The following is a 22,219-nucleotide window of genomic DNA, read 5'->3' as shown; positions in this document are numbered from 1 at the left end:
CCCTGTGGGAGAGGGCTGGGGTGAGGGCATCAGCCCGCACAGACTACTGATTTTCTATCAACAACGCTTCCAGCAGATCCAGATCGTGCAGCAGTTTTTGCAGCGTCTCATTACTTATCTGACGCGTGGCGCGCAGGTGATACAGCTCGGCACGCTCTGAACGCAACGCCGCCAGGCGGAAGCGGCGCTCCAGGTTCTCTTCCTGAAGCGAACTCTCCACATCATTTCGCCCGTCGGCACGGCGGCGCAGGTTCCCGATAACGCGTGAACTCACTTCCGTCAGCAGTTGGTTGTCGATGTTCTCTTCGGCATCTGACGCCAGTCGTTCTTCCATTTTCTGGATCGCGACAATCGCCACTTCTGCCGTTGCCGCGCGGGCAATACGCTCCTCTTTATGCTGCTGAGTCGAATCGCCGGTGTCGATATGCTGGAGCAGGATTGGCAGCATGACCACGCCGACAAACAGCGAGAACAGAATCACGCCCGCCGCCAGGAACACCAGCTCGTAACGGGCCGGGAAGACATCACCCGTCGGCAACAGCAGCGGAATGGAGAGCACACCGGCAAGGGTGATCGCCCCACGCACCCCGGCGAAGGAAGCAATCAGCAGCTCGCGCGTGGTCCAGGAGCCAAACTCCATCGGTTTTTTCGTCAGGAAGCGCACGCTGAATTTCTTCATCGTCCACAGCCAGCCAAAACGAACCAGCATCAGCGCAAGGTAGATAAGCACGATATCGGTGAACAGCATCCAGGTTTCAACGTTAGGGTCGGCTTCTGCCGCCACCAGTGAAGATTCCAGAATGCCCGGCAGTTGCAGGCCTAACAGTAGGAACACCATGCCGTTAAACACGAACTCCAGCATCGCCCAGGTACTGTTTGCACGCAGACGCATCGCCAGCGGCGCACGGCGCATGACGCCCGCACGGGTGATGGTCATCCCTGCCGCAACTGCCGCGAGGATGCCCGACACGCCAATATGTTCAGCAATCAGGTAAGAAGCGAACGGCAGCAGGAACAGCAGCACGATCTGCGTGGCAGGTTCATCACCGCCCCAGCGGCTGAGAAAGCCCAGTGAACGGCCATACAGCCAGCTCACCACGAAGCCTGCCAGGATACCGCCAATCGCCACCTTAAAGAATTCCAGGGTCGCGCCACCCACGGTGAAGACCATCGTCCCCATCGCGACGGCCACGGCAAACTTCAGGGCAACCAGGCCGGAAGCGTCGTTCATCAGCGCCTCACCCTGCAAGATGCCCATAATTTTCTTCGGAATACGGCCTTCACCGACAATGCCGGAAAGCGCCACGGCATCGGTGGGCGATAGCACCGCCGCCAGCGCAAAGGCCGGGATCAGCGGGATACCCGGCACCGCCCAGTAAATCAGGAACCCTATCCCCACCACGGTTACTACCACCAGCGCCAGCGCCAGGCCGAAGATCTCTCGCCCGTGCTCCAGGAATTCGCGCGTCGGGGTTTTCCAGCCATCAGCAAACAGCAGCGGCGGGATAAACAGTACGAGGAACAATTCCGGGTCGAACTCGACGTGTAAACCAAAGGTCGGCCATGCCAGCAGCGCACCAATGGCAATTTGCATTAATGGCAGGGGTAACTGAAACGGCAGTACGCGAGTGACAACCCCGGATAGCGAGACCACAAGGGTCATGATGAGTATTGTGAAGAAGATTTCCATGCGTTCCCTGTTTGCGATGATTCTTGTGTACAACGGAAGGCGTCGTGCCTCTATTCTATCTTCCAGAGAGTAACGCAATTGGCAACGATGTGTGTTCCGAAAATAAAAACGGGCGGCCAAAGCCACCCGTTTTCGCATAAATCGATAACTTAAATCGCCCAGCCACCCGCGTAGAACGCGACCAGTGCAATGGCGATGACCACAGTACCGATGTTCAGCTTACGCCACTCACCGGATACCAGGCGGCCAATCACCAGCGATGCGAAACCGATCATGATGCCGGTAACGATGTTACAGGTCAGCACGATGAACACCGCAGTAATCAGGCCTGACATGGCATCAACGAAATCTGCGAAATCGATTTTAGCCACGTTGCTCAGCATCAGCAGGCCGACATACATCAGCGCCGGAGCCGTTGCATACGCAGGTACCAGGTAAGAAAGCGGGGAGAGGAACAGGATCAGCAGGAACAACACGCCAACGGTGATGGCTGTCAGGCCGGTTTTACCGCCTGCCGCCGTGCCCGCTGCGGACTCGATGTACACCGCTGCTGGCGCTGCACCTACCAGGCCTGAGAAAACGCTGCTCAGGGAGTCGGTGGTCAGTGCTTTACCGCCGTCGATAATCTGGCCGTCTTTGTCCAGCAGATTCGCCTGGCCTGCTACCGCACGGATAGTACCGGTGGCATCAAACACCGCCGTCATCACCAGCGCCAGTACGCTTGGCAGGATCACCGGGTTCAGCGCACCAACGATATCCAGGCTACCAATCAGGGAGTTGCCTTTGTCATCGCTCAGGGATGGCATGGCGAAGATACCGGAGAAATGAACGTTCGGATCGAAAATCAGGCCAACAACGGAAACACCGATAATGGTCAGCAGGATACCGCCCGGAACTTTCAGTTTTTCCAGACCGATAATCACCGCAAGGCCAATCAGAGACATGATAACAGGGAAGCTGGCGAAGTGACCCAGGGCAACCGGCAGGCCGTCCAGTGGGTTTTTGATAACCAGGCCAACACCGTTAGCCGCGATCAGCAGCAGGAACAGGCCGATACCAATACCGGTACCGTGCGCCACACCTTGCGGCAGGTTGCGCAAAATCCAGCTACGAATGCCGGTTGCGGAGATAACCGTAAACAGGACACCCATCAGGAACACGGCGCCGAGCGCAACAGGCACGCTGATGTGCTGACCCAGTACCAGGCTGAATGCGGTAAATGCGGTCAGAGAGATAGCGCAGCCGATGGCCAGTGGCAGGTTCGCCCACAGGCCCATCACGATGGAACCCACACCGGCCACGAGGCAGGTGGCAACAAAAACCGCCGCAGGCGGGAAGCCCGCTTTACCGAGCATCCCCGGCACAACGATGACGGAATAAACCATCGCCAGAAACGTTGTCAGACCGGCAACGACTTCCTGGCGCACGGTGCTGCCGCGTGCAGAAATTTTAAACATGGCGTCAAGTGAACCGCCAGTACGCGCAGATGGCGTAGACATAGAAAACATCCCCTGAGAGTTTTTATAGAAAGTCCGTAAACGTGGTGGAGACTCCACTGCCAGCAAAACGTCAAATCCTTGTGCTACGTTTGTGACGAATAGGGGCGTCACAAAAAAAGCAAACGTTTAGCTCCGCGCTTACAAAACGGGTGGTCAAATTAAGGCAAACGATTATCTAGCCTAATCACCGCCCTTTTCAACTTAACTTTCTCGTTTTTCGCTAAAATTAGCTTATGACGCTGAAGAATTAACCAGAGTATGCGCAAACGTTATCGTCTATGCGCAATTTAGTAACATTTCAGCCTTCGCCTGGAATATCGAACGGCCCGCCTTGTTCGAGAGTACGTTGCCATCCTGGGCGCATTTCCACCCTTTTCTTCCAGGCATGAATATGTGGCAGGTTTTCAACGCCACCTCGCGCAAGCAGCGCAAAAACCGGAAAACTCATCTGAATATCAGCCATGCTGAAGTGCTCACCGGCAAACCAGCTGTTTTCGCTAAGATAAGATTCGATATAGCGCGCGTGGGTTTCCAGCTGTCGATTGAGCCAGGCCTTTTGTACCCCTTGCCCCAGCACCTTCCCCAGTGCCCGCAGTCCAAACGGGATAGGTGGTTTTCCCAGGCTTGCAAAAACCAGCTTCATCAACAGCAGCGGCATAAGCGAACCTTCTGCGTAGTGCAGCCAGAAACGGTATTGCACTTTATGCGCCGGATCCCGCGGCTTAAGCTGAAACTCTGCGTCATAGGTTTCCTGGAGATATTCCAGAATGGCACCCGACTCCGCCAGGATCAGTCCGTTATCTTCAATCACCGGGGATTTACCCAGCGGATGCACTTTTCGCAGCGCCGCAGGTGCCAGCATGTTCTTTTCGCGCTGGTAGTGAACTATCTGATAAGGCAAAGAAAGTTCTTCCAGCGCCCAAATCACACGCTGTGAACGCGACTGATTAAGATGGTGTACGGTGAGCATCATGTTCTCCTGTGATTCATACTGATTAACTATAGAAAATTGAATAACACCGCGAAAATAATTTGGCTAAAAAGCGAACTCCCGCACTGGCGAAAATCAGCTCCTTGCATAGAATTAAAGTGTCAGCACAATCCGGAACCTCCCCAACTTGCTCGACATGAGGGGTGCTGATGTCGGGGGAAACCCTCCCGTGAACCAGCGGGATAGAGTGAAAGACAAAGACCGGGAAAAACTAAAGCGCCCTTTATGTGGCGCTTTAGTTCTTTATAGGGTGCGGTGTTTTTGCCGGGTGGCGGCTGCGCCTTACCCGGCCTACATTCACTGCGTTACTGGCGAACTGCCCAAATATCCTCAATCCTCTTCCAACAACCGTGCCCCTGTCCCCTGCTCGCCGAGCTTATCGCCCGGGTTACGCAATGGACAATCGCTGCGTGATAAACATCCGCAGCCAATACACCCGTCCAGTTCATCACGCAATGCCACCAGGGTATGAATGCGTCTGTCCAGTTCGTCACGCCACTGGGAGGAAAGCTCCTTCCACTCTTTTGCGCTCAGTGTGTGCCCTTCCGGCAGAACGCCAAACGCATCGCCGATGGTGGCCAGGGGAATTCCGATTCGTTGCGCAATTTTGATAATAGCCACGTAACGGAGCACATCGCGCGTGTAGCGACGCTGGTTCCCGCCGTTACGAATACTTTTAATTAACCCTTTGCTTTCATAGAAGTGGAGCGCCGATACCGCCACACCGCTTCGCTTTGCTACTTCACCAGGGGTTAAGAGCGCTTTGATGCGCGGTAATCTCTTTTCCATAAAACCTCTTTACCTCAAGTTAACTTGAGGAATTATACTCCCCCGCAGAGAAAACGACGAATCAACAGAGATAGTTGTATCTACAGAGGGGCAACCTTATGTCGCATCAGCAAATTATTCAGACACTTATTGAATGGATTGATGAACATATCGACCAACCGTTGAACATTGATGTGGTCGCTAAGAAGTCGGGCTATTCGAAATGGTATTTACAGAGAATGTTCCGCACAGTCATGCATCAAACGCTGGGCGATTACATTCGTCAGCGCAGACTACTGCTGGCAGCGCAGGCGTTACGCTCTACGCAACGGCCTATTTTTGATATCGCCATGGATCTGGGTTATGTATCGCAACAGACCTTCTCCCGCGTGTTCCGTCGCGAGTTCGACCGCACGCCGAGCGATTATCGCCATCAGTTGAATTAATGCGTTTAGCGTAAAGGCTGCTGCTGCCAGGTCATAAATTCCTGCGGCGGCATCGCTTTCGCGAAGTGCCATCCCTGACAGTACTGTACACCACGCTTTAACAGCCAGCTCACCTGCTCTGCCGTTTCCACCCCTTCCGCGATGGTTTTTAAGCGCAGGCTTTGTGCCATTTCGATAATGTGCTCAGCGATCAAGTGGCTGGTACTGTTGGTTGTCAGCGTGTCGACGAAAGATTTATCAATCTTGAGGATATCGACGTTCAGGGAATAGAGGTTATGCAGGTTCGAGTAGCCTGTACCGAAGTCATCGATAGCCACTTCATAACCCGCCTGGCGGAACGCCTGGATAACCGGCGTCGTTTTAGGGACATCGATAAAGCCGCGCTCCGTCACTTCAATTTTGATCTGCTGTGCGCGAACCGAGTGGAAGCGGGCCTTATCCGAGATCAGGGCGATCAGGCGCGAAGAGTGGAAATCCGCAGCCGATAAGTTGATCGAAATATAAAGATGAGGATTTGCAGCCAGGAAATTACCCAGATCGCTAAAGACCTCTTCAACGACGTAATCGGTAATGCGTTCGATCATCCCTTCTTTTTCGGCCAGTGGAATAAAATCCGCAGGGCTCATCACTATCTGACCGTTAAACCCAGGCCATCTCAGCAGGGCTTCAGCACCCACGCAGCGGTTATTTTTAATATCAATAATGGGTTGATAATGAACGCACAACTGGCGCTTATTCAGCGCCCGGTGCAACAAGCGCCCTGGTGAATTGAGCTCACGATGAGTACGTGACCACACCAGCAGTATAATAATGCTGCAAATCATCCCCAGCGGCAGCGTCAGAGTTGCCTGATGATAGAGCGTTTCATAAAAACGTTTGTTCGATGTCGAAACGATGGCGGCAATAGGGCGTTTTTCGGAATTTACAATTGTGTAGAAACGCTCATCTTTTTGAAATGTCGATTCCTTATGTCGAATCATCGAATTTAATAATGAAACGTTGGCCTGCGCACTGACTGAAAAAAATGCATTGGTAACGGTGTCATATACTCCCCACGACAGCGAATGATCGTTTGACATCACCTCGCTGTAAGAAAGTGGATTAACCACAACGACATAATTCCCACGCTGCATATACGTCATTTTATAACCGGTAAAAAATGGCGTATCGCGATAATAATAGATAGCGACGTCAGGCTTACGTTTGTAATTGGCGGGAGATATTAAGTAAGGGTGTTCAGGCGTAAGAACTGTCGAACAAAGAAAATTCTGACCTTCGGCATAAATTAAATCAGCGACGAACAAACGACCACGCACAACGTTCAACATATATTGACGATGTGTTGGCGTACACAATTTGCCCCGATATTTTTCGGCGTCATCACGCGCCAGGTCAACTTGTTGAATTACAAGTTCTGTTTTATCTAACGCCAGCTCGGCAAATGTTCGTAATTGGGCACTTGTTTCTGTTACGGCTCTTAGCTGGGCAAACCATAGCGCAAGCATCACCGGTAGCAGAACTACCATGATGATCCCTACCACCCTTAGCATCTTGCGCCGTGCGCTACGATTCATTTCCCGCCCTATATCCCTGCATTTTGCACGCCTGTAGTAATGAAGGCCGGATGCTTTGATAAACAGGTGATTACGTTGCATGAATCATGCGAAGTTAGCAACTGACTTTTAGTATTAAAAATCTTAATTTTCGTTATGCCGATAATATTCTCCCGTAAGCCAAACTGAAAGTATTCGTTCCGTTTCTATTAAGGAACATAATTATCCAGTCTGAGCGGGAGGTTTTAAGATAACACAACAGAGGATCGGTGATTAAGCTAAACTATTGGCAGCATGAAAAAAGAACACGTTGAACATGAAATTTTATGCCATTTGGCGATAAGTCATCCCTGATTCGATTTATAAATAATCAGAAGCCAGCACTGTTTTCCCTCTTCCGGTACGCTTCGCATCATATAATGCTTTATCTGCTCGCGTGAGTAATGCCGAGGTATCGCGTTGACCCAGACCCACTTCAACCACACCGGCACTAAAAGCAAGCTCCAGCTTTCTGTCGCCGACCAGCAGGGGTTTTGCCTTCAATATGTGACGTAACTGGTTGGAGAGTCGTGTTGCGGCATCGCCGTCTGTTCGCGCCAGCAACAATAAAAATTCTTCACCGCCCACTCGCCCCAGAGCCGATCCGGCCGGGCTGATTTCCCGTAGTCGATCGCAAAAATGGATCAGTGCGGCATCGCCAACCAGATGCCCCCATTCATCGTTGATTTGCTTAAAATAATCCAGGTCGAACATCAGAACGCAAAATTGGCTGTCGGCATCCTGTCGCGAATTCGCCGCCAGCGCCGATTTAAGCTTCTGCAAAATTGCTGAGCGGTTAAAACAGCCGGTGAGATCGTCAGTGGTAGCCTTAACCGCCAGTTGCTGCTCTGCTTTTTTCCGCTCGGTAATGTCCAGACCAATATTCAGAATCGAGTTGTCGGGTAACAAGATATTAGACCACAGAATGGTCAGTTGCATCCCGTCTCTGCGCAGAGGATGCCATTCATACATGTCTTTTAGGGGAGAAACATGCACAGACTCCCGCACCCGTCGGCGCTCTTCAGGATCAGGATAGAAAAGTACCAGCGGATCGGAATGCGCAGCGACCTCCGCCATACTCCAGCCAAACACTTTTTCACACTCTGCATTCCACAATACACAACGGTTATGTTTGTCGAAGGAGTTCATGAGCACCGGGGCTCGCTCGAACAAGGTTTTATACTGCGTGACTACCCGCTGCATTTCTTGCGCCGTTTTTTCTCGCGCAATAATTTCTTCAAAATAGTCTTTTAGCTTCTCAACCAGCACCACCACGATATTTTTAAGGATCGGGAGAGAATTGAGTCGTTCATCAAACGCTAAAAAGAAATAGCCGCTACAGTGCCAGTCGTGTGAAGAGAGTTTGCATAAAACACCGCTTTGTAATTGCGTGTAGCCTGGGTGCTGAGGGGGAAAAAGTGCGCGGCCGATATGCTCTTTCCAGTACACCACCCGCCATGACCGGTTATGGCGTTGCAGCGTGGTACTGGCAAGAAAATCAGTTACTTCAAAAGAGTGACAGGTGACGTCACCTGCGCACACCACCCGTTGCAATCCGTCATCGTCATCAACGCTGACCCAGGCAAGTGTTGAACCTAAAACCCGGTTAATGGTGTCCAGCATTTCCGATAAAGAGCACTGAGAATTAAGCAGTGGCATAAGCTTAGCCAGTGCGTGCAGCGCCTGCATACTGTCATTAACAATATCGCATCGTTTTTCTTTCATCATTTGTTCGCAGGTCATTAAATGATAGACCGACCGCAACATATATTCAGATTAAAAAAACATTAATTATTGAATAAACATTCAGAATAATTAAATAACACTCTGTGTGTAATGAAAATGATACGCATCAGAAAAAAACCAGAAAATTCAAAAACCTGAATTATTAGCTACGAGTACATTTATTTGTCCACTCAAGCATAATCTATAGGGTTTATGCTGTAAACGTTATACAACTTTTGAAATATTGCAGAGGTTTGGCTATCTCAATGAATTCATTACAAAGAGTGGGGAAAGCCCACCATTAGCCTGCAAAGATATATTTTCATTTGCGTTCAAAAGCATATCTCGTGTCTATGTCTGCAACTATTTTCATCATCCTGACACTGGCGAATAAAACAGCAAGTGTGATATAGTTCACACATATTATGTAACTCAAAACGCTGTTTCAGTCGTTCGTCTGCTTTTCGAGGATAGGTTTATGGCAACCATTACCACCAGCATGGTTCTCCTGCGCTGGCCGTTGTTCAGTGCGGTTTTGATGTTTTTAGCCAGCACCCTGAATATTCAATTTCGTAAATCTGACTACGCTGGCCTGGCGGTGATCAGCACCGTGCTGGGACTGGGCGCGGCATGTTGGTTTGCAACGGGCTTGCTTGGCATCACCCTGCTGGATATCGCAACCATCTGGGAAAATGTGAAAGTCGTCATGGTTGAAGCAATGAGCCACACTCCGCCGGACTGGCCGATGGTGATTACCTGACAGAGTCATTCCTGCGGGTACTGATGGGCACAATAAAAAACCTCGCATTTGCGAGGTTTTTTATGCCTGACAGAAATCAGAACGGGATATCGTCGTCGAAGTCCATTGGCGGTTCATTAGATGGCGCCGGCGCAGACTGCTGCTGCGGACGAGACTGTGCACCGCCGCTGAACTGGTTGCCGCCCTGTGGCTGCTGAGGCTGACCCCAACCGCCCTGCTGCTGGCCGCCACCTGCTGGTGCGCCACCGCCCTGACGGCCACCCAACATCTGCATGGTGCCGCCGACGTTTACCACGATTTCGGTCGTGTATTTTTCAGCGCCGGACTGATCGGTCCATTTACGGGTACGCAGCTGGCCTTCGATGTAAACCTGAGAACCTTTACGCAGGTACTCACCCGCCACTTCAGCCAGTTTGCCGAACAGCACAACACGGTGCCATTCGGTCTGTTCTTTCATTTCACCGGTCGCTTTATCACGCCAGGATTCGGAAGTAGCCAGCGTAATGTTGGCAACTGCGCCACCACTCGGCATATAGCGTACTTCCGGGTCCTGGCCCAGATTACCGACGAGAATCACCTTGTTTACGCCTCTGCTGGCCATGTTCGTGTCTCCTGAATACGTTTCTTAATAGTGTAAACGCGCGAGTGTACCATTTCCATACGCCACTTTGATAGTTGCGTAGCACGTTCCAGACTTCTCTCGCGAACTGAACATTGTTACACAGCGAATCAGAAAATGCATTCCAATACTGTATATTCAAACAGGTCAATTTGTGTCATAATTAGCCGTTTCTGACAGCCGGTTGTCCTTCAAACAAACCAGGCAAACAGTGTTCCTACCGGGAAAGGTGAATGGATAAGATCGAAGTTCGGGGCGCCCGCACCCACAATCTCAAGAATATCAACCTCATTATCCCTCGCGACAAGCTCATCGTCGTGACCGGGCTTTCGGGGTCTGGCAAATCCTCACTGGCTTTCGACACTTTATACGCCGAAGGACAGCGTCGTTACGTTGAATCGCTCTCTGCCTATGCCCGGCAGTTCCTGTCGTTAATGGAAAAACCGGACGTTGACCATATTGAAGGGTTGTCACCTGCTATCTCTATTGAGCAGAAATCGACTTCACATAACCCGCGTTCAACGGTGGGTACGATTACCGAAATTCATGACTACCTGCGCCTGCTGTTTGCACGCGTAGGTGAGCCGCGCTGCCCGGATCACGACGTGCCGCTGGCCGCGCAAACCGTGAGCCAGATGGTCGATAACGTGTTGGCACAGCCGGAAGGCAAACGCCTGATGCTGCTCGCGCCAATCATTAAAGAGCGTAAAGGCGAGCACACCAAAACGCTGGAAAACCTGGCAAGCCAGGGCTACATCCGTGCACGTATCGACGGTGAAGTGTGTGACCTGTCTGATCCACCGAAGCTAGAATTACAGAAGAAACACACCATCGAAGTGGTGATTGACCGCTTCAAAGTGCGCGAGGATCTGGCGACACGTCTGGCCGAATCCTTTGAAACAGCGCTAGAACTCTCTGGCGGCACCGCCGTGGTGTCCGACATGGACGACCCGAAAGCCGAAGAGCTGCTCTTCTCAGCGAACTTTGCCTGCCCGATTTGCGGCTACAGTATGCGCGAGCTTGAACCACGCCTGTTCTCGTTCAACAACCCCGCGGGGGCATGTCCGACATGCGACGGGCTGGGCGTTCAGCAGTATTTCGATCCAGACCGTGTGATTCAGAACCCGGAACTGTCGCTGGCTGGCGGAGCGATTCGCGGCTGGGACAAGCGTAACTTCTACTATTTCCAGATGCTCAAGTCGTTGGCTGAGCACTATAAATTCGATGTCGAAGCCCCGTGGGCTAGCCTGAGCGCAAACGTGCACAAAGTGATCCTGTTCGGTTCCGGTAAAGACAATATCGAATTCAAATACATGAACGATCGTGGCGATACCTCCGTGCGCCGTCACCCGTTTGAAGGCGTGTTGCACAACATGGAGCGCCGTTACAAAGAGACGGAATCCAGCGCAGTGCGCGAAGAGCTGGCGAAATTTATCAGCAACCGCTCCTGCGCCACCTGCGATGGCACGCGCCTTCGTCGCGAAGCGCGTCATGTGTTTGTCGAAAATACCGCGCTGCCGACCATCTCAGACATGAGCATCGGCCACGCGATGGACTTCTTCACTAACCTGAAGCTTTCCGGTCAGCGCGCGAAAATTGCAGAAAAAGTACTGAAAGAGATTGGCGATCGCCTGAAATTCCTGGTGAACGTCGGTCTGAACTATCTGACGCTTTCCCGTTCGGCTGAAACGCTCTCCGGCGGTGAAGCGCAGCGTATCCGTCTGGCAAGCCAGATTGGTGCGGGCTTAGTGGGCGTGATGTACGTGCTGGATGAGCCCTCTATCGGCCTGCATCAGCGCGATAACGAGCGCCTGCTCGGTACGCTTATCCACCTGCGTAATCTTGGCAACACGGTGATTGTGGTCGAGCACGACGAAGATGCTATTCGCGCCGCAGACCACGTTATCGACATCGGCCCGGGCGCAGGCGTACACGGCGGCCAGGTCGTGGCGGAAGGGACGCTCAAGGACATTATGGCAGTGCCGGAATCGCTGACCGGCCAGTACATGAGCGGCAAGCGCAAAATTGAGGTGCCGAAACAGCGTGTAGCGGCGAACCCGGAAAAAGTACTGAAACTCTCCGGTGCGCGCGGCAACAACCTGAAAGACGTGACCCTGACACTACCCGTTGGCCTGTTTACCTGTATTACCGGCGTGTCCGGTTCCGGTAAATCAACGCTTATCAACGATACGCTGTTCCCGATTGCGCAGACCCAGCTTAATGGCGCTACGCTTGCTGAACCAGCGCCGTACCGCGATATTCAGGGACTGGAGCATTTCGATAAGGTTATCGATATCGATCAGAGCCCAATTGGCCGTACGCCGCGTTCCAACCCGGCAACCTATACCGGCGTGTTCACGCCTGTACGTGAACTCTTCGCCGGTGTGCCGGAATCGCGTTCGCGCGGGTATACGCCAGGACGTTTCAGCTTTAACGTACGCGGCGGCCGTTGTGAAGCCTGTCAGGGCGATGGGGTTATCAAGGTAGAGATGCACTTCCTGCCAGATATCTACGTGCCGTGCGACCAGTGCAAAGGTAAGCGTTATAACCGCGAAACGCTGGAGATTAAATACAAAGGCAAGACCATCCACGAAGTGCTGGATATGACCATTGAAGAGGCGCGCGAGTTCTTTGATGCCGTGCCTGCGCTGGCGCGTAAACTGCAAACGCTGATGGATGTGGGGCTGACCTATATCCGTCTTGGGCAGTCAGCGACCACGCTTTCCGGCGGTGAGGCGCAGCGCGTGAAGCTGGCGCGCGAATTGTCCAAGCGCGGCACCGGCCAGACGCTGTACATTCTGGATGAACCGACCACTGGTCTGCACTTTGCGGATATTCAGCAGCTGCTCGACGTTCTGCATCAGTTGCGCGATCAGGGCAACACCATTGTGGTGATTGAACACAACCTCGACGTGATTAAAACCGCAGACTGGATTGTGGATCTCGGTCCGGAAGGCGGTAGCGGCGGCGGCGAAATTCTTGTATCCGGTACGCCAGAAACCGTTGCAGAGTGCGAAGCGTCGCACACCGCACGTTTCCTCAAGCCTTTGCTGTAATCGTCACACGGAGAGCTGTTGTCGGGTCGATTCCGGCAACAGCTCAACGGCCTGCTGATAAGATGCATCCACCAGATAGTAAATTTGCGAGCCGGGCAGCGATCCATCAAGATAGACGGTGCTCCAGTGGGCTTTATTGAGATGCTTGCTTGGCCGGACATCATGGTGCTGCTCGCGTAGCAGTTCAGCCAGCTCCGGGCTGGTTTTCAGCGATGCCGCCGGGCGACCTTCAACCTCTTTCACCATGGCAAACAGCACATCGCCAACCTTTATCTGCGTGGCTTTCCAGTCACTGTGGACGCTTTGCTCTGCGCCGGGCTTATTCATGCAATATTGAAGTATCTCCGAGATTGTCATCTTTGCTCACCTGTAAATGGGTTGAACGCGACCTGAGTACCTGCCTCTTTAAGTGTGCAGCAAGACGACAAAAGGTAAACCCGGCAGGCCTGATTTGTACAAAAAATCAGCATACCTCAGTATTCAGAATTCACAATCACCTCTTCGCCAAAACTCCCCGCCATTGGCAGCGGTCGGTAGGTCGAATTAGAGGCGCGTAACACCCTGATCCCTCTGGCACCGACATCACGAGCGGCGGTGATATCGTTATCTGAATCACCATAAAATACTTTGATATTTTTCTGCTCCAGCCACTGCGTTTTGGTGTTCTGACCGGGTTTATCACCCGCAAATATCACCGGGTTCATGTTGGCAGCAGGGATCAGAAAATCGTCCTGCAAGGTTTTGGATACCGTTTCGGTTTTGGTCTGGCTGCGTCCGGTCACAAAGAAAATGCTGTCGCCACGCTTAACATGCATGGCAATCAGCGAGCGAGCCACTTCTTTCGGAATGCTGAATTCATCCCAGCCATTATTCATTTTTTCCCAGAACTCCGGGTTTTTCAGATAGGCTTCGCTGTCCGGTGAGTACATTTTTTTACCGCGCCAGAAGCCCGGGCTTGAGAACAAGACGGTGTCGTCGATATCAAACCCCACGGCCATCGGCGGGCGACCCATCAGGCTGTTTTCAATCTGTGCCACAGAAACCCAGTGGATCGGTGCTTGTTCAGCAAGGATGGCGGCGGTGGTTCCGGTGTAAACCGGTGTGGGCGCGGAAGCTCGCGCAACGACGGCACTATTAAGCGAGAACAATAAGCAGGCGGCGCTGAGCGCCAGTGTGATCTTGCGCATATTTTCCCCTGAATATTCAGTTTGTTATCGTTTTATTTTGAGTGAATGGTCAAAAAACTACCCGACCATAACCCCAGCGGCAGGTGAAGGGAAGGAGTTTTTGCTTATGGAGCGGAATAAAAAGAAGATGATCACAAAGCGCAGAAGAAACGTGTAGGCCCGGTAAGCGCAGCGCCACCGGGCGAATGACTGGCACCGACGCGAACAAAAAAAGCCGGGTGGCGGCTTCGCCTTACCCGGCCTACATATAGCATGCAAGTAAGTGAATACTCACATCACTGCAGCAAACGCCTGCGCCACGCGCTGTACGTTACTGGCATTCAGACCGGCTACGCACATACGGCCGCTGGCAATCAGGTAAACGCCGAACTCATCACGCAGACGGTCAACCTGTGCCGCACTCAAACCGGTGTAGCTGAACATCCCGCGCTGTTTAAGCAGATAGTCAAAATTGTGTCCCGGTACGGCCTCTTTCAGCACGTTGACCAGCTCCTGACGCATAGACAGAATGCGTTTGCGCATCGCCTCCACTTCGGCAAGCCAGGACGCTTTCAGCTTATCGTCACCCAGAACGGTCGCTACAACCTGCGCACCAAAGTTTGGAGGGCTGGAGTAGATACGGCGCACGGTCGCTTTCAGCTGGCCCAGCACGCGCCCTGCGGCTTCAGCATCTTCACAGACCACAGACAAACCGCCAACGCGCTCGCCATACAGGGAGAAGATTTTAGAGAACGAGTTGCTGACCAGTACAGGTAACCCGGCGCTGGCAACAGCGCGAATCGCGTAGGCATCTTCTTCCATACCTGCGCCAAAGCCCTGATAGGCAATGTCGAGGAACGGGATCAGGTTACGCGCTTTCAGTACCTCAATCACCGCATCCCACTGAGGATTGGTGAGGTCTGCGCCCGTTGGGTTATGGCAGCAAGGGTGTAGCAGCACAATACTGCGCTCTGGCAGGGTGTTCAGTTTTTCCAGCAGTGCCTCTACGCGCACACCGTTGGTTTCGTTGTCGAACCACGGATAAGTTGCGACCTTAAAACCTGCACCTTCGAAGATAGCAACGTGGTTTTCCCACGTAGGATCGCTGACCCACACGCCGGAATCCGGGAAATATTTCTTCAGGAAGTCTGCGCCGACCTTCAGCGCACCCGAGCCGCCCAGCGTCTGGATGGTGGCGACACGTTTTTGCGCAAGCACCGGATGATCGGCCCCAAACAACAGCGGCGCAATGGTGCTACGGTAAGCATTTAACCCTTCCATCGGCAGATAAAGCGATGCGCCATGTGGCACAGCATTAAGACGCGCTTCGGCTTCTGCCACTGCCTGTAACTGAGGAATAATGCCATCCTCGTTGTAATACAGGCCAATGCTCAGGTTCACTTTGTCGCTGCGAGGATCTTCTTTGAAACGCTCCATTAAGGAGAGAATGGGGTCGCCGGCGTAGGCGTCAACTTTCTGAAACACGCGATGGTTCTCCGGAAATCGATGAGGCAGGGATTTCAACAATAAACCGGAACCTCCCGTAAAACCACCCTTTCCCCGCATCCTGCGATCGGCATAGGTTTTTTGCACTCTCGCCCCGTGTCATTTGCCCAATATTTCACAATCTCCCCCTGCCGTAATGTGAATCCTGCGCATCCGCGCATTCACTGATTCAAGGAGTTCACATTATGGATTCACAATTTATTGGTTCAGTCATTAACGCCCTGCCGCTGGAACATATGATCGGCGGCCCGCTGCAGGCGATGATCAAAGCGCAGGTTCAGGCCAGCAAGTCGTATACCGATTTCCTGCTTTCCGTCTGTATTAAAGACGGTAAAGCCGTCGCCATTGAGTTTGATTACGACGAAACCGTGGTGGACGAGCAAGGCGTTAATAAAGGCAGCGTTACCCGCAAAATGAGCATCCCGCTGCTGGCGGCCATCACTCACCCCATCATTTGCATTGAAGACGGCACCATCGACTTCGAGCTGGAAGTGAGCCAGAGCGAAGCCAGCTCCAGCAGCACTGAAGCGGAAGCCTCCGTTGAAGCGTCCATCGGCTGGGGCGTGTTCAAAGCCAAAATGACCGGCAAGGTATCGCATAAATCGGAGCAAACCCGCTCCACCGACACCCGCGCCAAGTATTCCATTCACACACAGATCAAACGTCAGGAACCGCCTGAAGCGCTGCAGCGCGTGATTGATTATCTCACCAACGCCAAAACCAAGCCTGTCGCGGCGCAGTAACGGCCCGCCAGCAGAGTATTGCTTTTCCCTAACGCATGAGGCTGCCGTCGGCGGCCTCACTTCAGGAGTGAATTATGTCTTTTAAAACGTGGCTACGCGGCAACAAGGATGAGGAGCCAGAGAATAAGACGGAGAAAGAGGCTGATGGAACGCCGCCTCCGGTAAAGGGAAATACTCCACCGCCTCCCGCGGATATTCCGGGCGTACCCGTCACGCTTGAAGATATTACCCGGGGAATGCAATACGCGGCGACGGCAGCTAATGAAATGATCGCCCAGCAGTATATGAAGGCGCTGGATCCTTTTTTTGAACCGGCGGACGACGGCTCGCTGATCCCCCGCACCATTCAGCTGGCATTGGATGAAAAGCACTATTTCGACCTGCCGCTGGTCGCACTTTCCACCCCGCGCGGCCTGATGCTGGAAAAAATGAAGGTCAACCTCACGATCCGCACCGAAGGGATGCAAACCCCGTCGCAGCAGGCGGGTGAAAACGAGTTTGGTCGCTTTCATGTCAGCCTTTCGCCTTCAAGCGACAGCAAAGGTGGACGCGATAGCCGCCACGTTGACGTGGAGATGCAATTTACCGCATTACCCCCGCCGGAAAGCGTGATGCGTTTGATTGACGAATACACCAACAAAGTCATTCCCCGTCCCAGAGCAGAGGAGACTCCATGATGCAAAAACAACCTGAAAGCACCGGCGATAAAGGCGTCGAGCTGATTTGCCATTTTGAAGGACTGAAGCTGGAGCGTTATCGCGACGCCGTGGGTTTGTGGACCATCGGCTACGGCCATTTGATCCTCAAAGAGGAGATGGAAAAACTCACCAAAATCACCACTGGCGAGGCCAAAACCCTGCTGCGCAAAGACCTGAAGCGCACGGAGGATGGCGTTAAAAAGCTGCTGACCCACAGTGCAACTCAAAGCCAGTTCGATGCGCTGGTGTCGTTTGCCTTCAACCTCGGCGTCGGCAATTTAAAGAAATCGACCCTGCTGAAAAAATTTAACACCGGGGATATCGACGGCGCAGCGCTCCAGTTCAAAAGCTGGAACAAAGCGGGCGGAAAAGTGTTGACGGGCCTTACCCGACGCCGCGAGGCGGAAATGAAGTTGTTTCTCAGTTAATTAAAAAGGAAAACACGATGAAAACATGTACTTTCATAAACGCCGCTGTTCTGGCCGTCACCCTTTCTGCTGCGATACAGGCCAGCGCAGCTCTGAAAACCTGTGAAGATGAAATTAAAGAGACCAATACGTTTTTATCTGAGCAGGGCATCGCGCCGATTAACGACGTGACGGACCTGGCGACCACACTGCGCAATATCAAGAACTTTGGTCGCCTGCCCGATCGCTATATCACTACCGACGAAGCAAGGCGGCTTGGCTGGTCTGGCAAAGAGACGGAGACACTCTGGGGGTTAAAACCTACCAATAAAAAGTGGATTGGCGGCGATAGCTACGCAAACCCGGCTCTGCCCGCAAAGCAGCAGTGGCTCAGCGCTGATATTGACGTTCAGAAGGGTTATCGCAGCCCTAAGCGCGTGATTTACAGCCTTTCCGGGCAACAGCGGTTTATCACAACCGATACGTATCAGCATTTGGCTGAGCTGGAACCTTGCCAATAATCCGCCCCTGTCACGGTGATAAAACCCCTTTTACCGGGGTTTTTATCTTGTTGAGGATAACGTCATGTCTGACATCTATCTCCCTACGCTTATTAGTGAAGCATTACTGGCTTTTTCAGGTTTATTTGGTGGTGTAAGTATTTCTTTTTTCTGGCAACCACAGCGGTTGCACCAGCACAGCCGGTTTATGGCGGGCATCATTTTTGGTGGGATCAGTATGGGGGCCGCGGTAGCGTTAGGTGGGTTAGCCGCCCGCTGGCTGAAAATAGATCTTAACCAGGCCGATATTACGCTGGGCTTAGGATACATATTGGGCGCCATGAGCAATGGGCTGATTGTTTGGCTGGCTAACTTCTTTCGTCGCCATGAACAGCGCGATATTTTTGACGTTGCCAGCGTGATCAAAAGCAAAGTCAGAAATGAGTCACTTCCTCAGCCTGATTTAAATAACAACAAACTTGATGGGGAATAAGATGCTTAACATGATGAACGGATGGGTTCTGCCTTTTATTATTGTTGTCGATCTGGTGACGTCGCTATTGATATTATTTGCGGCCTACAGCCGACGCGTACACGCTTTACCGACACTGTGTAAAATCGGTTTAGCGGCACTGGCGTTTGGCTTTTTTGGCGAAAGCAGCTTAAACGTGAAGTTTATTTTGACAGGCGCTGACATTCTGAGCGACAGCTTCCCTTTTTGGTTACTACAAGATTTCGGAACCTTAATTGTTGTTATCTATTACTTCAAATCACAATCGCACTAAACAAGATAAAAGCGCAACAAAGCCCACTTGTTGCGCTTTTATTTAACATGACAATCACTGCACGAAATTTTACGGCGTGTCGCCTAATTAGCAATATATTTAAAATAGAGCATTGCAGCCTGGGTGCGATTGTTTACCTGAAGCCGATGAAAAATTGACTCAAGGTGCACTTTGACCGTACCCGCACTGATGTTGAGTTGTCTGCTGATTTGCTTATTCGTTCCTCCGTTGGCCAGAAGTTTGAGAACTTCCTGCTGCCGACGACTCAGAGAGTGGATCGGCAATGCGCTAACGGGCTGTTCCCGGTGAACCACCGCCTGCTCGGGGAAGCAGACAACCCCGGAAGCGACCATGCTTAATATCTGGCTGATTTTCTCTACCGGAAGCTCTTTGGTGAAAATACCTTTTACATTTTGTCGAATGTAAAAATTAAATATTCTGTCTGTCGCTTTTCTCAACATCACGACAATCGGCAACGTAGGCCAATTGGACGTCAGACTATGGATGAAATCACTGCATTTCATTTCACCGTCGAGCAAAATAATGTTTACCGGCGTTGACGCCAGAATAACCTGTGCATCTTCAAAGCTGTTTGTAGCAAAAACGGTACATTCCGGCATGACTCTTTTCAGCTCAGTCTTCATACCGTGAATGTAGATCGGCAATTCATCGATCATCAATATATTCATTGCAACGTAACCTCGTGTGATTTCCATTCCCTTGAATTATTCAATCAACCTTTTCCGAAAATGAGTATGAGTGCTATTTCCGAACTGTAAAAACAGCATTCGGCATAAGGCAAATGCCATATTCCCTGACTAAGAAGTTAAGTAGCACTTAACGAAAAATACAGCCTTAATAAAATAGAACCCAAGAAACTATTTCTATCAGAAAAAGCCCAGGCTTATCGGCATATTTTCAATACAAACCTGACACTTATTATTAAAAGGCAGTTGTGTCATCCACCTATACAGTAATATTTTAACGAGGTTACTTATGACGACATTAACAGTATTTTTTTGTGGTACCGGATCTAATAAATTCGATGATTCTCATGCTAATTACTGGAGTGGCGAATTAATTTCCACACTGGCCGCGAACAACAAAGGCAAAGAGTTTGCCGAATGGGTCATTCTTGATGGGCCAGGAAGCGGTAATTTGCAAAGCGATGAGCTTTGGGTAAAAAGCGGCGATTATTCACAACTTCGCGGGCAGCTTGTGGGCAGCGGCTGGAAGGAAAACGTGCAGCATGCCATCAATATCATTAAAGGCCACGTTGACTGGCAGCGCGAAAAGCTGACTCAGGAGAATTATGAACAGCTTAAAAAAGCGGGGGTGCCCATCCAGGACGTCGAAGTGACCGGCTCTTTCTGGTGGCGTAAATATGACTATGGCGATCGCAAAGTGACGCAGCAGGCGCTTCAGCAGCAGATCATCAAGACCTTCCGCAAAGGGCAAGTCCTGCCGACTCAGGTTAACCTGGTAGGCTGGAGCCGCGGGGGAATTAGTTGCCATATGCTTGCCAATGCCATGCTGGCCGATCCGCTTTTGACCACTATTCCGGTGAACATTTTTGCCATCGATCCAGTGCCGGGCATGGGGAACTTCCAGACGGAGAAAGTCACGCTTGGCCGCAACGTCAAAGAGTATGTGGCTTTCTATGCCAGAGACGAGCGCTCGAAAGGCTTTTCGTGCGTGGTTCCGGATACCGACAACGCAACGGCAGTGCATATTTACCCGATGTCAGGGCGACACGCGACGCTGGTCGGCAATGCCTCCGCAAATGGCAATAGTGGAGAAAAAGTATTGCATGAACCGGGAATGATCGTGCGGCATTTCGCAGAAGTGTGCCTGCAAAGATGGGGTGTAAGCCTGGATAAAACGCTGAACCTGGGCGGACTACAGCTGCTGGAACTGCATCAGGCGAACCAGCGTAATGCGGGGCAATTCGCGCAGATGCAAAAAACGGTGTACACCGTTTCTGAGAACGATCAGGGCGAGCGTTACGTTTCTCTGGGCAGCACCGGAAAACCGTTCTCCTCCGTGCAGGGCGCACGCTTTAGCCCGGCAACAGGGCTGGCATCGGATTATTTAACCAACCAGGCCATCTACAACGTGTTGAAATAAGTCTGGTGACGGAATCGCGTCCAGCGGCACCCGGGGCGGCTGGACGCGAACGCCATAACTTACTCGACGTATTTCATCGCTACCCTTGAAGTGAGCCGCGTGATAAGTTCGTAAGCACTTACTTTCGTTATTTCCGCGATGCGTTCAACGGGCAGCCCTTCGCCCCACATCACTACCGAATCGCCTGCTTTATCTTCGGCGTCAGGCCCCAAATCCACGCAGATCATGTCCATTGCCACGCGACCGACAATTGTCACTTCACGGCCGTTGACCAGCACCGGTGTGCCGGACGGCGCAGCGCGTGGATAACCATCGCCATACCCCATCGCCACCACGCCAAGCCGCGTATCGCGCTCGCTGACCCAGGTTCCACCGTAGCCCACAGGCTCACCCGCTTTGTGCTCACGCACCGCAATCAGGTTAGACACCAGCGACATCACCGGCTGGAAGCCAAAATCCGGCCCCCAGGGCTTGTTGTCCAGCGGTGAAACGCCATAGAGAATGATGCCAGGACGTGCCCAGTCGAAATGCGACTGCGGCCAGAGCAAAATACCGCCGGATGCGGCAATAGAGCGCATTCCCGGCTTGCCTTCACAGAAGGTGTTGAAGATATCGAGCTGTTGCTCAGTGGCGCCACATTCTGGCTCATCGGCACGGGCAAAGTGGCTGACGATATTGACCGGCTGGCGCACGTTTTTGCACTGACTCAGGCGCTGGTAAAACGCATCCGCCTTCTCAGGGCGTACGCCCAGACGGTGCATCCCGGTATCGAGCTTCATCCACACGGTCACTGGCTCGCTGAGCTCAGCGGTTTCCAGCGCGGCAAGCTGCTCTTCGTTATGGACCGCGGTATGCAGATGCTGGTCGGCAATGGTGGTGAGGTCGCTGGCTTCAAAGAAGCCTTCGAGCAGCAGAATAGGCTGGGTGATTCCACCTGCACGCAGGCGCAGAGCTTCTTCAAGACGGGCGACGCCAAAAGCATCGGCATCGGGGAGCGTTCGCGCGGTCTCAAGAAGACCGTGTCCGTAAGCGTTCGCTTTCACGACTGCAACGAGCTTGCTGGCGGGTGCCAGTTCACGCAGACGTTGCAGGTTGTGTCGCAGAGCGCGGCGGTTAATAACAACAGTTGCCGCTTGCATTT

General features: G+C 52.2%; 22 protein-coding genes. 10 read left to right on the top strand and 12 right to left on the bottom strand.

From position 1 onward, the window contains the following. Positions 1–43: 43 nt before the first annotated feature. The 4 genes from F3J30_RS19530 to soxR form a co-directional block, all read right to left on the bottom strand. Entirely contained in the window at positions 44–1,690 is a 1,647-nt protein-coding gene (locus F3J30_RS19530; protein ID WP_014068533.1) for a Na+/H+ antiporter, read from the bottom strand. Positions 1,691–1,839: 149 nt separating this feature from the next. Next, on the bottom strand, positions 1,840–3,189 hold the full coding sequence (gene ghxP / locus F3J30_RS19525; RefSeq protein ID WP_014068532.1) for a guanine/hypoxanthine transporter GhxP: 1,350 nt from the start codon (positions 3,187–3,189) through the stop codon (positions 1,840–1,842). 298 nt (positions 3,190–3,487) lie between these two features. Continuing rightward, entirely contained in the window at positions 3,488–4,159 is a 672-nt protein-coding gene (locus tag F3J30_RS19520; protein WP_014068531.1) for a glutathione S-transferase, read from the bottom strand. 351 nt (positions 4,160–4,510) lie between these two features. Next, positions 4,511–4,969: a redox-sensitive transcriptional activator SoxR gene (gene soxR / locus F3J30_RS19515; protein WP_014068530.1), complete on the bottom strand. Its 459-nt coding sequence runs from the start codon at positions 4,967–4,969 to the stop codon at positions 4,511–4,513. A 98-nt stretch (positions 4,970–5,067) separates the two neighbouring features. Between soxR and soxS the strand changes: the two genes are divergently transcribed. Further along, on the top strand, positions 5,068–5,394 hold the full coding sequence (gene soxS / locus F3J30_RS19510) for a superoxide response transcriptional regulator SoxS (RefSeq protein WP_003860277.1): 327 nt from the start codon (positions 5,068–5,070) through the stop codon (positions 5,392–5,394). A gap of 5 nt (positions 5,395–5,399) precedes the next feature. Here soxS and F3J30_RS19505 read toward each other — a convergent pair whose 3' ends face one another. Both F3J30_RS19505 and F3J30_RS19500 read right to left on the bottom strand, forming a co-directional pair. Next, a complete protein-coding gene (locus F3J30_RS19505; protein WP_014068529.1) occupies positions 5,400–6,968 on the bottom strand; it encodes an EAL domain-containing protein in 1,569 nt (522 codons plus the stop codon). A 339-nt stretch (positions 6,969–7,307) separates the two neighbouring features. Next, positions 7,308–8,711, bottom strand: a complete 1,404-nt coding sequence (locus F3J30_RS19500) for a sensor domain-containing diguanylate cyclase (RefSeq protein WP_166718350.1) — start codon at positions 8,709–8,711, stop codon at positions 7,308–7,310. 478 nt (positions 8,712–9,189) lie between these two features. Between F3J30_RS19500 and F3J30_RS19495 the strand changes: the two genes are divergently transcribed. Beyond that, positions 9,190–9,471, top strand: a complete 282-nt coding sequence (locus F3J30_RS19495) for a YjcB family protein (RefSeq protein WP_014068527.1) — start codon at positions 9,190–9,192, stop codon at positions 9,469–9,471. A gap of 76 nt (positions 9,472–9,547) precedes the next feature. On the opposite strand, the gene ssb1 is transcribed toward F3J30_RS19495, so the two are convergent. After that, the gene (gene ssb1 / locus F3J30_RS19490; RefSeq protein WP_014068526.1) at positions 9,548–10,072 is read right to left on the bottom strand and encodes a single-stranded DNA-binding protein SSB1; all 525 of its coding nucleotides are present in this window, start codon (positions 10,070–10,072) and stop codon (positions 9,548–9,550) included. A gap of 251 nt (positions 10,073–10,323) precedes the next feature. Here ssb1 and uvrA point away from each other — a divergent pair, with 251 nt between their 5' ends. Beyond that, a complete protein-coding gene (gene uvrA, locus F3J30_RS19485) occupies positions 10,324–13,146 on the top strand; it encodes an excinuclease ABC subunit UvrA (protein ID WP_166718273.1) in 2,823 nt (940 codons plus the stop codon). A 3-nt stretch (positions 13,147–13,149) separates the two neighbouring features. Here uvrA and F3J30_RS19480 read toward each other — a convergent pair whose 3' ends face one another. The 3 genes from F3J30_RS19480 to tyrB all read right to left on the bottom strand — a co-directional run bounded on the left by F3J30_RS19480 (position 13,150) and on the right by tyrB (position 15,797). Then, positions 13,150–13,503 carry an MmcQ/YjbR family DNA-binding protein gene (locus tag F3J30_RS19480; RefSeq protein WP_014068524.1) on the bottom strand — a complete coding sequence of 118 codons (354 nt, stop codon included), beginning with the start codon at positions 13,501–13,503 and terminating at the stop codon, positions 13,150–13,152. Positions 13,504–13,619: 116 nt separating this feature from the next. Beyond that, a complete protein-coding gene (aphA, locus tag F3J30_RS19475) occupies positions 13,620–14,333 on the bottom strand; it encodes an acid phosphatase AphA (protein ID WP_166718272.1) in 714 nt (237 codons plus the stop codon). Between the two features lie 270 nt (positions 14,334–14,603). After that, positions 14,604–15,797, bottom strand: a complete 1,194-nt coding sequence (tyrB, locus tag F3J30_RS19470; RefSeq protein ID WP_166718271.1) for an aromatic amino acid transaminase — start codon at positions 15,795–15,797, stop codon at positions 14,604–14,606. 206 nt (positions 15,798–16,003) lie between these two features. Here tyrB and F3J30_RS19465 point away from each other — a divergent pair, with 206 nt between their 5' ends. The 6 genes from F3J30_RS19465 (at position 16,004) to F3J30_RS19440 (ending at position 18,951) form a co-directional block, all read left to right on the top strand. Beyond that, complete coding sequence (locus F3J30_RS19465) at positions 16,004–16,561, top strand: DUF2589 domain-containing protein (protein WP_014068521.1); 558 nt, start codon at positions 16,004–16,006, stop codon at positions 16,559–16,561. Positions 16,562–16,635: 74 nt separating this feature from the next. Continuing rightward, positions 16,636–17,238 carry a DUF2589 domain-containing protein gene (locus tag F3J30_RS19460; protein WP_014068520.1) on the top strand — a complete coding sequence of 201 codons (603 nt, stop codon included), beginning with the start codon at positions 16,636–16,638 and terminating at the stop codon, positions 17,236–17,238. Continuing rightward, complete coding sequence (locus F3J30_RS19455) at positions 17,238–17,687, top strand: lysozyme (RefSeq protein WP_041162173.1); 450 nt, start codon at positions 17,238–17,240, stop codon at positions 17,685–17,687. The genes F3J30_RS19460 and F3J30_RS19455 overlap by 1 nt, the downstream gene beginning before the upstream one ends. 17 nt (positions 17,688–17,704) lie before the next feature. Further along, the gene (locus tag F3J30_RS19450) at positions 17,705–18,187 is read left to right on the top strand and encodes a ribonuclease domain-containing protein (RefSeq protein WP_166718270.1); all 483 of its coding nucleotides are present in this window, start codon (positions 17,705–17,707) and stop codon (positions 18,185–18,187) included. A 64-nt stretch (positions 18,188–18,251) separates the two neighbouring features. Further along, the gene (locus F3J30_RS19445; protein ID WP_014068517.1) at positions 18,252–18,659 is read left to right on the top strand and encodes a hypothetical protein; all 408 of its coding nucleotides are present in this window, start codon (positions 18,252–18,254) and stop codon (positions 18,657–18,659) included. 10 nt (positions 18,660–18,669) lie between these two features. After that, positions 18,670–18,951, top strand: coding sequence for a hypothetical protein (locus F3J30_RS19440; RefSeq protein WP_245551563.1), 282 nt, complete (start codon positions 18,670–18,672; stop codon positions 18,949–18,951). 83 nt (positions 18,952–19,034) lie between these two features. Here the strand turns inward: F3J30_RS19440 and F3J30_RS19435 are convergent, their stop codons facing one another. Beyond that, positions 19,035–19,667 carry a response regulator transcription factor gene (locus F3J30_RS19435; protein WP_245551562.1) on the bottom strand — a complete coding sequence of 211 codons (633 nt, stop codon included), beginning with the start codon at positions 19,665–19,667 and terminating at the stop codon, positions 19,035–19,037. A gap of 280 nt (positions 19,668–19,947) precedes the next feature. Here F3J30_RS19435 and F3J30_RS19430 point away from each other — a divergent pair, with 280 nt between their 5' ends. Then, positions 19,948–21,078: a hypothetical protein gene (locus F3J30_RS19430; protein ID WP_166718269.1), complete on the top strand. Its 1,131-nt coding sequence runs from the start codon at positions 19,948–19,950 to the stop codon at positions 21,076–21,078. 59 nt (positions 21,079–21,137) lie between these two features. Here the strand turns inward: F3J30_RS19430 and alr are convergent, their stop codons facing one another. Continuing rightward, complete coding sequence (gene alr, locus F3J30_RS19425) at positions 21,138–22,217, bottom strand: alanine racemase (protein WP_014068513.1); 1,080 nt, start codon at positions 22,215–22,217, stop codon at positions 21,138–21,140. Positions 22,218–22,219 lie beyond the last annotated feature (2 nt).

This window comes from Enterobacter sp. Tr-810 (assembly GCF_011752765.1).
Taxonomy (GTDB): domain Bacteria; phylum Pseudomonadota; class Gammaproteobacteria; order Enterobacterales; family Enterobacteriaceae; genus Enterobacter; species Enterobacter soli.
The sequence above is the reverse complement of the archived record's forward strand: the minus strand, read 5'-3'. Positions and strand labels throughout refer to the sequence as shown.